Genomic DNA, 13,531 nt, shown 5'->3' with positions numbered 1-13,531 from the left:
CCCCTCGAGGCTTATAACATTTTTCTAACTTCTATAATCTCTTTTGTCTCTTCATCTTTAACTATAACGTGTGTTGCACATGAAGCTCATATATCATAAGCTCTCATTATGACTTCAGCATACTGCTGTGGATAGCCTTCAATTGCCTTTTCAACAATTGGGAAGTTCCATGTTGATGCCGCTATAATTCTATAGCTCTTAATTTTTCCATCCTTTCCAACTTCTGCCATGTGTGTGTTTGTAGCTCTTGGAGCTTCATGAACCCCTATTCCAAAGCCATCTTTATATTCTACCTCAGCTCTTGTTTTTCCGTTTAAGTCGAGTTCATCTAAAATCTCTAAAGCTCTATAAACAGCTCCAAGGTTCTCTTGAGCTCTTGCTATATTTATATCCATTGCACTTCCTCCTTCTCTGAAATTACCAAACTTGACCATTCTTGCTCTTGGCCCTCCTTCAGCAGGAACTCCAGCATATAAAGGAATTTGGATTGTTGTTGTTTGTTTAGCTTCTTCATCATCGTAGTATCTTTGGGCTGGAATTTCAGTTACATCATCCCAGTTTATTGCATATCTGTCTCCGTATGTTGTGTGAGTTGCTATATATGGATATTCATGAGCTCCTAAGTCTGGGATTCCAATCTCTTCTAAGTATCTTTCAATTAATTCAGTGTATTTCTCATACAACTCATAGGCATCTTTTTCATACTGTCTTAATGCATAGTATAGTCTTGATTTAGCTCTCTCTGTTATGTTTGTTCTCATTCCACCAATTACAATGTTTGGTGGGTGGATTCCTTCTCCTCCTACAATATCTACAACTAATTGTCCAACCTTTCTCATTCTTTGGATTAATTTTATTAGTTCAATTTTTAAATCTGTCTCATCTGGTTTTAAGAAGTCGTCAATTGTCAATAGGTGGTGTAATGGGTGGGAGTGCAATCTATTTCCAATTCCTACTAACTCCCTTAATAGCAAACCATCATCTGGAACTTCACAGTCAATAGCGTTTTCTATAGCTTCACAGGAGGCAATTCCGTGTGTGGTTTGACAGATTCCACAGATTCTCATCACTGCTATTGGAGCAAACTCTGCTGGCTTGCCCTTTAACATTGTTTCGAATCCTCTAACTGGGGTTGTGTTTAAATAGTATGCTTTATTTACAATTCCCTCCTCATCAACCTCTAAAATTAATTTGGCGTGTCCTTCATGCCTGGTTGTAGGGGCAATTTCTATTCTATTGGTCACAAAATTCACCTCCAAAGTAATAAAACATTGAAAAGAGATATTTGTTTAATCAACTATCATTAGGTTGTTTTATATAAGCTTATATAAGCTAATATCTCTTTAAAAATGCCAATATAGGGATTTAGGTTTTTGGATATGTTAAAAATCAATTTTTTGTATTATTAATCGAATAAAATATTATAAATAGATATTACCATACTCTAAAAAGATTTAAATAAATGTAACGCTAAGAGTATTTATTTGGCAGATGATGACGTTTATCCCCGTCTGAGTTATGATGAGTAGCAAGCCGGCTGATGCCACTTTTCCTTTTTTTATTTATCAACTAATAAAGAAAAGTCATAAAAAACTTCTTTTATTCTAATTAGAGGGGCTAAAAATGGACGAGATGAAAGTAATTGAAATAATCAAAAAAACTCTAAAGTTTTCTAATGAAAATATTGTAAAAGGCATTGATGATGACTGTGCAATTATAAAAATTGATGAAAATTTTTATTTAGTTGCTACAACAGACATGATGGTTAAAAAAGCCCATATCCCTTCTATATTATCCCCATATGAAATTGGAGGGAGAATTTTAACCGCCAATGTTTCAGATATTGCATCTATGGGAGCCAAGCCATTGGCATTTTTAGTATCGATATCCCTATCTAAGGAAGAAGCAAATGAGAAGTTTATTAAAGAGCTTTATTCTGGCTTAGATGATTTTTCTAAGCTTTATGACTGCCCAGTGGTTGGTGGGGATACAAATAGGGGAGATGAGCTCATATTATCAGGAACTGCCTTTGGAATAACTGACAATCCTATATATAGGAGAGGGAAAGTTGGGGATGATATCTGTGTAACTAATGATTTAGGTAGGGTTTATTGTGCTTTAACTCTATATTATATGCTTAAAGAGAACAAAATTAGCTACAAAGAGTTTGAAAGACTCTGCCAGAAATATCCAAAGATTATTGAAAAATTAAGAAAACCTATTGCAAGGATTAAAGAAGGGCTATTAATGAATAAACTCATAAATGGTTGTTGTGACATCTCAGACGGTTTGGGAAAGGAAATTACTTATTTCAAAAATTTTGAGATATACAGTGATAGGATTTTTAAGCTTATTCCAGAAGATGTCATTGAATTTTGTGATGCCTTTAATTTAAACCCCATAAAAGTTGCTCTAAATAGTGGAGAGGAGTTTGAGCTTTTATTCACAACATCTAAATTTAATAAAGTGAAAGATTCACTAAAAGGCTATTCAAAGATTTATAAAATCGGTAAAATTATAGAAGATGGGCAGTTTATTGATGGAGAGGAATTTTATGGTGGAGGATACATTCACAAATGGTAAATTGAGTAAAAAAGAAAAAATTTTGTTTTTGATAAAGTTTTATATTATATTTTTAGTAGTGTTTTTTATTTTAAGCTATTTTGGAAAATATTTAATAGGAATTGTTACATATCTAAGCTACATATTTACAAAAATAATTATTTCAGATGCAAGATTGGCAGATAATTTTATATATTTGCCAAACAACACTGTTGAAGTGGTTGAAGAATGCACAGGAAGTTTTTTAATTGCTGGACTTTTAGCTCTAATTATTGTTTATTCAAAAAACATTAAAGAGTTTATAATTGGAATCTTTTTTGTATTGTTAGCATTTTTTGTAAATATTTTTAGGATTGTATTGATTTGCTATTTGGTAAATATGCATCCGGAGAGTTCTTATCTATATCATGAAATTGCGGGATATGGGGTTATATTAACGTTAGTTCCAGTATTGGTTATAGGTTATTTAAAAATTATTGAAAAATATAGACACTCATCAAATAAATCCCACTTATAAATAGGAAGTAATATAAAAGCCCTTTGGGCTTTTATCAATACCTTATTAAATAATAAAGTTTGATGATTGTCTATAAAGGGGAGAAAATGCAATTTATAAGAGTTAATACTCTAAAGATTAATCCAGAAGTATTGAAAAAAAGATTAGAAAATAAAGGTGTTGTTTTAGAAAAAACTTTCTTAGATTATGCTTTTGAAGTAAAGAAATCTCCTTTCTCAATTGGTTCTACTCCAGAGTATTTGTTTGGCTATTATATGCCTCAATCAATATCTTCAATGATTCCGCCGATTGTTTTAAATCCAAGAGAAGATGATTTTATCTTAGATATGTGTGCCGCTCCAGGAGGGAAAACAACTCATTTAGCCCAATTAATGAAAAATAAAGGGACAATAGTTGCAGTTGAAATTAGCAAAACAAGAACAAAGGCATTAAAATCAAATATAAATAGGATGGGAGTTTTAAACACTATTATAATAAATGCAGATATGAGAAAATATAAAGATTACTTATTAAAAAATGAGATATTTTTTGATAAGATTTTATTAGATGCCCCATGCTCAGGAAATATTATTAAAGATAAAAACAGAAACGTCTCAGAGGAAGACATAAAATACTGCTCTTTAAGGCAGAAGGAGTTGATAGATATAGGTATAGATTTATTAAAAAAAGATGGAGAGTTAGTTTATTCAACCTGCTCAATGGAAGTTGAAGAAAATGAGGAAGTGATAAAATATATTCTACAAAAAAGAAATGATGTTGAGTTAATAATTATAAAAGCAAATGAATTTAAAGGAATTAATATAAAAGAGGGATATATAAAAGGAACTTTAAGAGTTTTTCCACCAAATGAACCATTTTTTATTGCAAAATTGAGAAAAATATAATTGGTGATGAGATGGATTTTATTGTTATTGATGGAAGTTACTTAGAAGGAGGAGGGCAGATTATAAGAACTGCTGTTTCTTTATCAGCTTTAACTCAAAAACCAGTAAAAATTATTAACATAAGGAAAAAGAGAAAGAATAAAGGTTTAGCTCCTCAACATGTATCTGCAGTTAAAGCAGTAAAAAAGCTTTGCAATGCTGAAGTTTTTGGATTAAACGTTGGCTCAGAAGAATTAACTTTTATACCTTCAAAATTATCTCCAAAGGATTTTACAATTGATATTGGAACTGCTGGGAGCATATCTTTGGTTATACAAACTCTCCTCCCATTATCATTAGGAATTAACAAAAAATTCACTGTAAAAATAAAGGGAGGGACTGATGTCAAAAGAGCCCCACCAATTGATTATGTAAAAAATGTAACCTTAAAAATTCTTAGAAATTTTGGAGTATTGACAGAGCTAAAAGTTTTAAAAAGAGGATTTTATCCAGAAGGCGGAGGAGAGGTTATTTTTGAAGTAAAGCCTTCAAAAATTAAAAAATTTGATTTAATAGAACATTCTAAAAGTAACTTAGTTGAAGGAATTAGCTATGTGCAAAATTTAGATGAGAGTATAGCAAGAAGAATGAGAAAAAAGGCAGTTGATTTATTAAACAAAGAAAAACTTCTGCCCAATATAAAAATAGAATGTTCAAAGGGTATTTCTACTGGAGCAGGGATAGTTTTATGGAACGATACTTTAGGGGGAAGTTGTTTAGGAGAGAAAGGGTTAAGGGCGGAGATTGTTGCTGAAAGGGCGGTTAATGAGTTATTAAAGGAGAGGGAAAGTGGGATGGCTTTAGATAAATATATGGGAGACCAAATAATCCCATTCTTAGCTTTTGGTAAAGGAATAGTGGGGGTTTCAGAGATAACCAATCATACAAAAACAAACATGTGGGTTGTTAAACACTTTTTGGATGTAGATTTTGAGATTAAAGAATATAAAGAAAATAATTGCAATGGATTTACTATTGAGGTGGTTTAAATGTTTAATTATTTTGAAACTACTGCTGATTTGGGTGTTGAAGCAAAAGGAAAGAGTTTAGAAGAGGCATTTAAAGAAGGAGCTAAGGGACTTTACAATATTATGGTAGATATTGATAAAGTTGATAAAAAAGAAAAAATAGAGTTTGAAATAACAGGAGAAGATTTGGAAGAGCTCTTATACAATTTTCTAAATGAGTTACTTTTTTATACTGATGTTGAAAATCTGGTTTTTAATGACTTCGATGTAAAAATTGAAAAAAATGATAATGGCTACAGGTTAAAATGTACTGCTTACGGAGAAAAGATAAACAAAGAAAAACATAATATAAAAGAGGAGGTTAAAGCAGTAACCTATCATAAAATGGAAATTAAACAAGAAGAAGATGGATGGAAGATTAGATATATAGTTGATTTATGAGCCATAGAGGGATGAAAAATAAAATATACAATATAATTATATTTTCTATCTAAAAATTAAAAGTTTCCCAATAATCTCAGGAGCATACATAGCTAAAATTATAACTAAATTAATTATTATCATATCCCTCCTAACTAATTTTATTTCTCTTTCAATTTTTTGATTTAATAATTCAATTTTTTTCCCCAATCTTTCTTCTACCAATAAAATATCTTCTTTTGTAGCCAATTCGTTCCTTAACTCATCTCTAACTTCATTTTTAATAATAGTTTTATTTTCTTTGATAATCTCAATAATTGCATTATACAATTCCTCTGCGAAACTTTTCAAAAAAGTTTCATCAAAACATGATGCATTATCTCGCTTCGCTCGATAATCAGATGAAATCCTTATGGATTTCATTACTCACCTCACTATGTTCGGTGATGCCTCTTAGCTTTTCTCATATTTATCCTCTTTTCCGTATTCAGTATTTCATTAATCTTTTATCTTTAACATTTTTATGAATAATCTCATACAACTTAGCATAGGCAACTGTCATAATACCCCTACATTCTTCAAGATTACTTTTTTGTGTTCATTGTTAATGTTTAATTATTTTTTATTCCATATATAACTTCCTAAAACCTCCCCTTTCATATTTATAATTATACAGCTGAATTTTATACCCTTCCATCTTTCACTTAACCTTTCAACAACTCTTTTAGCTATAAAATTGAACACATCATTTAAAACTCCTTTTTCCTCTAAAATTTTAATAACTTCCTCTGTTGTATTTGAATATAAAATTTTTTTTATCGCCTCTTTGTCATCAATAAATAGAGACGAATAAGCTGCTAATATCTCATTTCTACAATCAGCTACCTTTGAATGAGTATTATATATCCCCCCCGCCAACTTAATTATTTTTCCAGCATGTCCAAAGATTAAAATCTCCTCAACACCTTTTTCTTTAGCTTTATCAAGCATAAATCCCCAAAAGTTTGAAACCTCAATAATCTCATCATCATTAGCATTTAAAAGTTGTTTAGCATATTTAGTTCCAATATTTCCAGGAACAAAAATTAATCTCTTATAGCCATTTGCTAATGCAACATCTATTTGTGGAGCTAAAGAGTTCATATATGCTTCATTTGACATTGGTCTAACAATTCCAGTTGTTCCCAATATAGATAATCCACCAACAATTCCAAGTTTTGGATTTAGTGTTTTTTTAGCAAGTTCTTTTCCTTTTGGGATAGAGATTGTTACCTCTACAACTTCATCATCATTTAACAATTTTAAAAGGTTGTTTCTAATCATCTCTCTTGGTTTTGGATTTATAGCTGGCTCTCCTTTCTTTACCTGCAAGCCATTCTTTGTAACTATTCCAACCCCTTCTCCACCTTTGATAATAACATCCTTTTTTCCTTTTTTTAACTCCACTTCAGTAATAATTTCAATTCCGTTTGTTATATCTATATCCCCTCCAGCATCTTTAATAACCACTGCTTTAGCTTTATTTCCACATTTTTCAATTTTTTCTATTGGAATAATTAATTTATCACCATTTAAATTCTCAATCTCAACATAACTAAGTTTTTTTCCAAATTTTAAATAATATAATGCAGAATAAGCCCCAGCAGCAGCACATGAGCCAGTAGTGTAGCCAAATTTTGATTTTTTCCTGAAATCATAAATCATAATCTCCCATTATCTTTTTATAGTTTTTTGCAAAACATTTTGAGTATTAATGAAGAAATGAACGCCTTTGGCGTTCAAATAACCTTAGTAATTTTAATAACTTTTGCAAAAAACTATCTTCTTCTCCTAAACTTTAGTTTTTTAGTTATTAATGGGATTCTCTCTACTTCTAAAGCATCAGCTGTAGGGTAGAGTTCTGAGATATAAGCTGAGAATGTTATAGGAAACCTCTGCCTTTTCATCTCTTCAATAATATCCTCTAATATAAATGGATTTAAGCATATATTTTTATCAATAATTTCAAACTCTATCTCATTCTCTTCCAAAATCTCAGCCATTTCCTTTAAATCATCCTCATTGTCAAAAATCATAATGCCTCTCAATAGTAAGCCATCTTCAGTTATAACCTCATAAGGCTTAGCTACATTCTTAGCTCTATTTATTAATCTATTTCTCATCTGTATGGCATCTTTTAAAACTGATGGGCAGTAGTTAATGAATAAATCACCTTTAAATTCTTTTATAACTTTTAAAGCTGTTTCTTCACTGCCAGCAATTGCATTACTTACATCATCCTTTGGCATAAAACCTCTCTTCTCTAATTCATGATAATTTTCCTCAGAAAACTCAAGCTCATTGATATTCATAAATTTGGCTATTCCATCAATTGCCTCAGCTAACTTTAAAATTTCATTTTCCATATTTGGGATTGCTGGAATTTCAACCCCAACATCTTCAATGTATTTGTTGCATAAGTTCAATTTATTACATAAAAACTTTATATATTCTTCATCATATCCTTCATTGAATATTTTTGTTGGATGTAGCCTTATCTCATCTAAATCTGCCTCTTTTAGAAGTTTTAAGTTCTCTTCATTTACTGTTTCCGGAGTTGTATATAGATGAGCATGAAATTCATCAAACTCTTTTTTTAGTGCTTTTAAGAATTTTACAGTTCTATTTATTTTTAATAAAGGATTACCTCCTGTTATTCCTACTCCCTTACTACTGCAGAGCTTTGCCTCTTCTATAGCCTCTTCAACGGTAGTTATTAACCTCTCATTGGCATATATTACATCTTTATTCTTTCTCTTTTCAGATAAAGGACAGTAGTAGCAGTTGTTATTACAAATTCCTGTGATGAATAAAACTAATTTTCCCCCTTTAACACACTGCTTACATCCCTCTGGCAATTTATCAAAATTTTCTTCCAAATATTTTTCAATCTCTTCAACATTCATGTTTTCACCGTAAATATTGAATAGTAATTTATTATTGGATAGATGAAGCCAAAAGCTTCAAAGTTCCTTAATATATTTAAATTGCATTCAACCTGTTAAACTTTCCTTTAAAGATTTTATTCCTGCGAAGTCCTATTGAGGTAAGTATATATACTTAAAGCTACTTAATATATTTATGGCGGATGATGAACGGAGTAGCTGCTGAGCTATGATGATTGATGGGCGAACTGACGCCACTTTTTATTTTGCAAATATTAATTTATATATTTAAATATAAAAATTTATATGATAGCTATCTTTTTATAATTTTTATACCCTAATCTATAACAATCTCTAAGAATCAGTTTTTAAGGTGGAACGATGAATGTTGGAGATGTTATAAGGGTAGAGACAGACAAAGGGATTTTTGAAGGTATCTTATTGCCATCAACTAACGAAAATATCATTACAATAAAGATGAAAAACGGTTATAACGTTGGAATATTAAAAGAAAATGTAAAAAATATTGAGATTATTGCTAAAGGAGAAAAGCCAAAGTATGAACTACCTCCATTAAACATTGAAAAAAATGAAAAATTAAAAACAATCTCTATTTTATCCACTGGAGGGACAGTAGCTTCAAAGGTTGATTATAAAACAGGAGCTGTTCATCCTTCTTTTACAGCAGATGATTTAATTAGGGCTGTACCAGAGCTTTTAGACATTGCCAACATAAAAGGAAGGGCTGTAATGAACATATTAAGCGAAAATATGAAACCAGAGTATTGGAGAAAGATTGCTGAAGAGATAAAAAAAGAGATAGAAGAGGGAGCTGATGGAATTGTTATTGCCCATGGAACAGACACTATGAGCTATACAGCTTCAGCTCTCTCATTTATGGTTAAAGCTGATGTCCCAATAATTTTGGTTGGAGCTCAGAGAAGTAGTGACAGACCTTCATCAGATGCTGCTCTAAACTTAATAAGTGCTGTTTTAGCTGCAAGAGAACCAATTAAAGGAGTTTATGTAGTAATGCATGGGGAGAGTGGAGATACATTTTGCTATCTACATAAGGGAGTTAAAGTTAGGAAATGCCATTCATCAAGAAGAGATGCATTTAAATCTATAAATTCAATTCCAGTAGCTAAGATAAACCCATTTACAAAGGAAATCATCTATTTGCAGGAAGTTGAAAAATCAGATAACAGCAAAAAGGTAGAGATAAACACAAACTTAGAAGAAAAAGTGGCTTTAATAAAAGTATATCCTGGAATGGATGGGGAAATTATTAGATTCTATGTTGATAAAGAGTATAAAGGGATTGTCTTAGAAGGGACGGGTTTAGGTCATGCCCCAGAGTATATATTTGAACACATAAAGTATGCAACTGATAAAGGAGTAGTTGTTGTAATGACTACTCAAACAATCAATGGAAGAGTAAATATGAACGTCTATTCAAATGGAAGAGAATTACAAAAATTAGGAGTTATTGGTTGTGAAGATATGCCTCCAGAAGTTGCATTGGTTAAATTAATGTATCTCTTAGGAAATTATGAGCCAGAGGAAGTTAAAAAATTAATTAATAAGAATTTGGTTGGGGAGATTGAATATAGGAGCAGATTTGATGCATACTAATAATAACAAATTAATTTGGTGATAACATGGAGATTAACTATGAAAAAGTTGGTTTAAAGGTTGGGTTAGAAATTCATCAACAGTTAAATACAAAGAGAAAGTTATTCTGCCACTGTCCAACAATTTTAAGAGATGATGAACCAGATGGAGAGATTGTTAGAGTTTTAAGACCTTCATTAAGTGAAATGGGAGAAGTTGATAGAGCTGCTTTAATAGAGGCAAGGAAAGGGAAGAAATTCATTTATCAATTTTATAATGACACAACATGTTTGGTTGAGTTGGATGAAGAACCTCCACATCCACCAAGTGAAGAGGCTTTAAGGATAGCGTTAGAGGTTGCTTTATTGATGAATATGAACGTGGTTGATGTTGCATACACAATGAGAAAGATAGTTATTGACGGTTCAAACACTTCTGGATTTCAAAGAACCATATTTTTAGCAAGAGATGGATATATAGAAACATCTGAGGGAAAAGTAGGAATAACAAGCTTATGTTTAGAGGAAGATGCTGCAAGAAAGATAGAAGATAGAGGGGATGCAGTTGTTTATAACTTAGATAGGTTGGGAATTCCATTGGTTGAGATTTCAACAGCTCCCGACATAAAGACTCCAAAGATGGCTAAAGAGGCAGCAAGAAGAATTGGAGAGATATTAAGAGCCACTGGAAAGGTTAAGAGAGGTTTAGGGACTATAAGGCAGGATATAAACATATCAATTAAAGATGGAGCAAGAATAGAGGTTAAGGGAGTTCAAGACTTAGATTTAATTGAAAAGGTTGTAGAGAATGAAGTTATAAGGCAACTAAACTTATTAAAGATTAGAGATGAATTAAGAGAAAGAAATGCAGAGGTTGTTGAGAAGATATTTGATGTTACAGAGATATTTAAAGACTGTAAATCAAAAATTATACAAAATGCTTTAAAGAAAAAGAATGGAAAGGTTAAGGCAGTTTTATTAAAAGGATTTGCTGGTTTAGTTGGAAAAGAGATTCAGCCAGGAAGAAGATTAGGAACTGAATTTTCAGATAGGGCCAAGGTTATAGCTGGCGTTGGAGGGCTTTTCCACACTGATGAGTTGCCAAAATATGGTATTACAGAGGAGGAAGTTAAAAAACTTAAAGAGTTTGTTAATGCAGAAGAAAATGATGCTGTAATTATTGTTGCAGATGAGGAAAGCAAGGTAGATAGGGCGTTAGAGGCTGTAATAGAGAGGGCTAAAGAGGCATTAATAGGAGTTCCAGAGGAAACAAGAAGGGCTTTAGAGGATGGAAATACTGCATATCTAAGACCGCTACCTGGAGCCGCAAGAATGTATCCTGAAACCGATATCCCACCAATAATTATAAAGAAGGAGTTTATTGAGGAGATTAGAGCTAATCTGCCAGAACTTCCAGAGGAGAAGTTTGAGAGGTTTAAGAAAGAATATAAATTAAATGATGAATTAGCTAAAAAGATGGTTTTAAGTTATTACGTTGATTTATTTGAAGATCTATGTAAGAAATTTAAGAATGTTAAGCCGGTTTTAATTGCTACAACCTTAGAAGGGACATTGAAGGAGATTAAAAGAGAAGGATATGATATTGATAAGTTGGAGGATAGACATTTAGAAGAGACCTTTAAAGCTCTATCTGAAGGTAAGATAGCTAAAGAGGGAATTGTTGAGGTTTTAAAAGGCTTTTGTGAGTTTCCAGATAAAAGTATAGATGAGATTTTAGAAATTAAAGGATTAAAAGGATTATCTAAGGAAGAAGTTGAAAAGATTATTGAGGGCATAATTAAAGAACATTTAAATGTGGTTAAAGAAAAAGGAGAAAAGGCCTATGGATTTTTAATGGGTAGATGTATGGCAAAGCTAAGAGGAAAAGCGGATGGAAAGTTAGTTAATGATATATTGAGAAAAAAGTTAAAGGAGATTTAACTCCATTTCTTATAATTACTCTTTTTGATTACTAACTTCTTATAGTATTTTCCATTTACATAAGACTTTTTTACAATTATTTTTCCTTTTCCTGAAATTTTAGTAATATGCAACTCACCAATTTCTGAATTTTTAATAGTAAGTTTTCCATTTCTAATTTCATTAATAGATAATTTTGTTATATTAACTTTATTAAGCGTCATATCTGAACCCCAATCAGGTAATGAATTAATCTTTAACTGATATATGAGGGTATTTTTAATAAATGCACTTCCAGAATTTGATACACCTTCAATATTCACAACTGACAAACTTGAATCTTCAATTTCTAATCCCTTATTGTTCCCAATAATTCCTGTTGATATTGAATTTCCAATTACATTATCAACATATAATTTTCCTCCGCCAGCAATATTTCCAATACTAACATCTATAAGCCCACTAAATCCTTTAAGATCAATTCTTGAATTGATATTGCCTTCTACAAACAACTTTTCAACTTTGCCCCCATATCCAACAAATATCTTCCCGTTTGTTCCGGTAGAACCGTGTATTGTAATTTCTTTTATTATACTTCCATCTTTAACTTCAATGTCACTTCCACCTAATTGGTCTGTTTCTAAGGAATTTATAATTGAACTATCCTCTACTAATATTTTTGGGCTGCCAATTAATTTATTTATTTTCATATTGTTTATTGTTGAATTTGAAAGCTCAAATGTTGGGCTTCCTATCATATTGTTTATTATCATATTTCCAATATTTACGTTTTTAAACTTTACATTTCCTCCACTTACAATATCCCCTAATTTCATTGTAGATATTCGTCCATTTTCAAATACTGTCTCTGCCCCTCCTCCAAAGTTACCACTATTAGTTTCAAATGTATTTATAGCAAAGTCCTTAAATTTTACTTTAGCTCCTCCAGTTATCTTTTCAACATAAAATCTATTAATATTTGTATTACCCACAGTAAGTGAAACACTTCCTCCAATTTGAGATTCTCCGCTATTTTTGTCCCTTATTATGAATTCCTGTATATACGGAACATATACTTTTAAGCTTCCGCTACCAGTTAAATATGTCTGGAATTTATTTATACATAATAAATTACCTAATTTGTAATTAGCACTACCTTCTAAATATATATCTCCATAAACTTCTCCAATAGCATTTTCTTCAACACATTTACTATTTATAGTTTTAGAAATGTCTCCAGAAACATCTTTAGCATCTCCAGATACTATTAAATCTTTCGTTATTAGACCTTTTGAACTTCCTGAAACTCTTATATAAAGATACCCTCCACCAGTTTCATTATTTGAGTTGTTCGATTCTGTATTATTATTACCTAAATTTGATATTGTAGTATTTTCAACTGTTAAATTAAATTTCGATTCATTTATGAACAATCCCATAGTTTCTTTTTTAACTTCTAATGGTTTATCTCCAATAAATATTGGACTTTTTTCTACTAATCCCATAGTAATAACAATTCCAACAACTGTCATACCTAAAATTAATAAAATGAATTCTAATGTGAGTTGCCCTTTTCTTTTTTTGAAAATCATTATACACCACCTAATTACCCATATATCAAATTTTAAAAGTTAATAGTTATATATGCTTTTTTCTTTCCAAATAATATATAAATATTTAGATA

At 31.0% G+C, this 13,531-nt stretch carries 12 protein-coding genes; 7 read left to right on the top strand and 5 right to left on the bottom strand.

What is annotated here, in order from left to right; all coding sequences use genetic code 11:
* Positions 1 to 11 precede the first annotated feature (11 nt).
* A complete protein-coding gene (frhA, locus tag MJ_RS00145) occupies positions 12 to 1,244 on the bottom strand; it encodes a coenzyme F420 hydrogenase subunit alpha (protein WP_083774535.1) in 1,233 nt (410 codons plus the stop codon).
* Between the two features lie 379 nt (positions 1,245 to 1,623).
* On the opposite strand from frhA, the gene thiL reads away from it, so the two are divergent.
* The 5 genes from thiL (at position 1,624) to MJ_RS00120 (ending at position 5,411) form a co-directional block, all read left to right on the top strand.
* Entirely contained in the window at positions 1,624 to 2,583 is a 960-nt protein-coding gene (gene thiL / locus MJ_RS00140) for a thiamine-phosphate kinase (protein WP_010869520.1), read from the top strand.
* Positions 2,555 to 3,079 (top strand): archaeosortase family protein ArtE, encoded by a 525-nt coding sequence (gene artE / locus MJ_RS00135; RefSeq protein WP_244409431.1) that lies wholly within the window; start codon positions 2,555 to 2,557, stop codon positions 3,077 to 3,079. The genes thiL and artE overlap by 29 nt, the downstream gene beginning before the upstream one ends.
* Before the next feature lie 86 nt (positions 3,080 to 3,165).
* On the top strand, positions 3,166 to 3,963 hold the full coding sequence (locus MJ_RS00130) for an NOL1/NOP2/sun family putative RNA methylase (RefSeq protein ID WP_064496367.1): 798 nt from the start codon (positions 3,166 to 3,168) through the stop codon (positions 3,961 to 3,963).
* An 11-nt stretch (positions 3,964 to 3,974) separates the two neighbouring features.
* On the top strand, positions 3,975 to 4,991 hold the full coding sequence (gene rtcA / locus MJ_RS00125; RefSeq protein ID WP_010869517.1) for an RNA 3'-terminal phosphate cyclase: 1,017 nt from the start codon (positions 3,975 to 3,977) through the stop codon (positions 4,989 to 4,991).
* Positions 4,992 to 5,411, top strand: coding sequence for an archease (locus MJ_RS00120; RefSeq protein WP_010869516.1), 420 nt, complete (start codon positions 4,992 to 4,994; stop codon positions 5,409 to 5,411).
* A gap of 45 nt (positions 5,412 to 5,456) precedes the next feature.
* Here the strand turns inward: MJ_RS00120 and MJ_RS00115 are convergent, their stop codons facing one another.
* The 3 genes from MJ_RS00115 to MJ_RS00105 all read right to left on the bottom strand — a co-directional run bounded on the left by MJ_RS00115 (position 5,457) and on the right by MJ_RS00105 (position 8,335).
* Complete coding sequence (locus MJ_RS00115) at positions 5,457 to 5,741, bottom strand: hypothetical protein (protein ID WP_083774557.1); 285 nt, start codon at positions 5,739 to 5,741, stop codon at positions 5,457 to 5,459.
* 264 nt (positions 5,742 to 6,005) lie between these two features.
* A complete protein-coding gene (cbiD, locus tag MJ_RS00110) occupies positions 6,006 to 7,094 on the bottom strand; it encodes a cobalt-precorrin-5B (C(1))-methyltransferase CbiD (RefSeq protein ID WP_010869514.1) in 1,089 nt (362 codons plus the stop codon).
* Between the two features lie 113 nt (positions 7,095 to 7,207).
* Positions 7,208 to 8,335, bottom strand: coding sequence for a radical SAM protein (locus tag MJ_RS00105; protein WP_010869513.1), 1,128 nt, complete (start codon positions 8,333 to 8,335; stop codon positions 7,208 to 7,210).
* 360 nt (positions 8,336 to 8,695) lie between these two features.
* Here MJ_RS00105 and gatD point away from each other — a divergent pair, with 360 nt between their 5' ends.
* Positions 8,696 to 9,949: a Glu-tRNA(Gln) amidotransferase subunit GatD gene (gatD, locus tag MJ_RS00100; protein WP_010869512.1), complete on the top strand. Its 1,254-nt coding sequence runs from the start codon at positions 8,696 to 8,698 to the stop codon at positions 9,947 to 9,949.
* Positions 9,950 to 9,975: 26 nt separating this feature from the next.
* Positions 9,976 to 11,868 (top strand): Glu-tRNA(Gln) amidotransferase subunit GatE, encoded by a 1,893-nt coding sequence (gene gatE, locus MJ_RS00095; RefSeq protein ID WP_010869511.1) that lies wholly within the window; start codon positions 9,976 to 9,978, stop codon positions 11,866 to 11,868.
* Here the strand turns inward: gatE and MJ_RS00090 are convergent.
* Positions 11,865 to 13,439 carry a class III signal peptide-containing protein gene (locus MJ_RS00090; protein WP_010869510.1) on the bottom strand — a complete coding sequence of 525 codons (1,575 nt, stop codon included), beginning with the start codon at positions 13,437 to 13,439 and terminating at the stop codon, positions 11,865 to 11,867. The genes gatE and MJ_RS00090 overlap by 4 nt on opposite strands.
* Positions 13,440 to 13,531 lie beyond the last annotated feature (92 nt).

This window comes from Methanocaldococcus jannaschii DSM 2661, assembly GCF_000091665.1.
GTDB classification, from domain to species: Archaea; AGJL01; Methanococci; order Methanococcales; family Methanocaldococcaceae; genus Methanocaldococcus; species Methanocaldococcus jannaschii.
This window is presented reverse-complemented; position numbering and strand designations above follow the sequence as displayed.

Bases quoted from the DNA above. Each gene is read 5' to 3' on its own strand.
- thiL (WP_010869520.1), top strand. From the start codon at position 1,624: ATGGACGAGATGAAAGTAATTGAAATAATCAAAAAAACTCTAAAGTTT.
- artE (WP_244409431.1), top strand. From the start codon at position 2,555: ATGGTGGAGGATACATTCACAAATGGTAAATTGAGTAAAAAAGAAAAA.
- MJ_RS00130 (WP_064496367.1), top strand. From the start codon at position 3,166: ATGCAATTTATAAGAGTTAATACTCTAAAGATTAATCCAGAAGTATTG.
- rtcA (WP_010869517.1), top strand. From the start codon at position 3,975: ATGGATTTTATTGTTATTGATGGAAGTTACTTAGAAGGAGGAGGGCAG.
- MJ_RS00120 (WP_010869516.1), top strand. From the start codon at position 4,992: ATGTTTAATTATTTTGAAACTACTGCTGATTTGGGTGTTGAAGCAAAA.
- cbiD (WP_010869514.1), bottom strand. From the start codon at position 7,094: ATGATTTATGATTTCAGGAAAAAATCAAAATTTGGCTACACTACTGGC.
- MJ_RS00105 (WP_010869513.1), bottom strand. From the start codon at position 8,335: ATGAATGTTGAAGAGATTGAAAAATATTTGGAAGAAAATTTTGATAAA.
- gatD (WP_010869512.1), top strand. From the start codon at position 8,696: ATGAATGTTGGAGATGTTATAAGGGTAGAGACAGACAAAGGGATTTTT.
- gatE (WP_010869511.1), top strand. From the start codon at position 9,976: ATGGAGATTAACTATGAAAAAGTTGGTTTAAAGGTTGGGTTAGAAATT.
- MJ_RS00090 (WP_010869510.1), bottom strand. From the start codon at position 13,439: ATGATTTTCAAAAAAAGAAAAGGGCAACTCACATTAGAATTCATTTTA.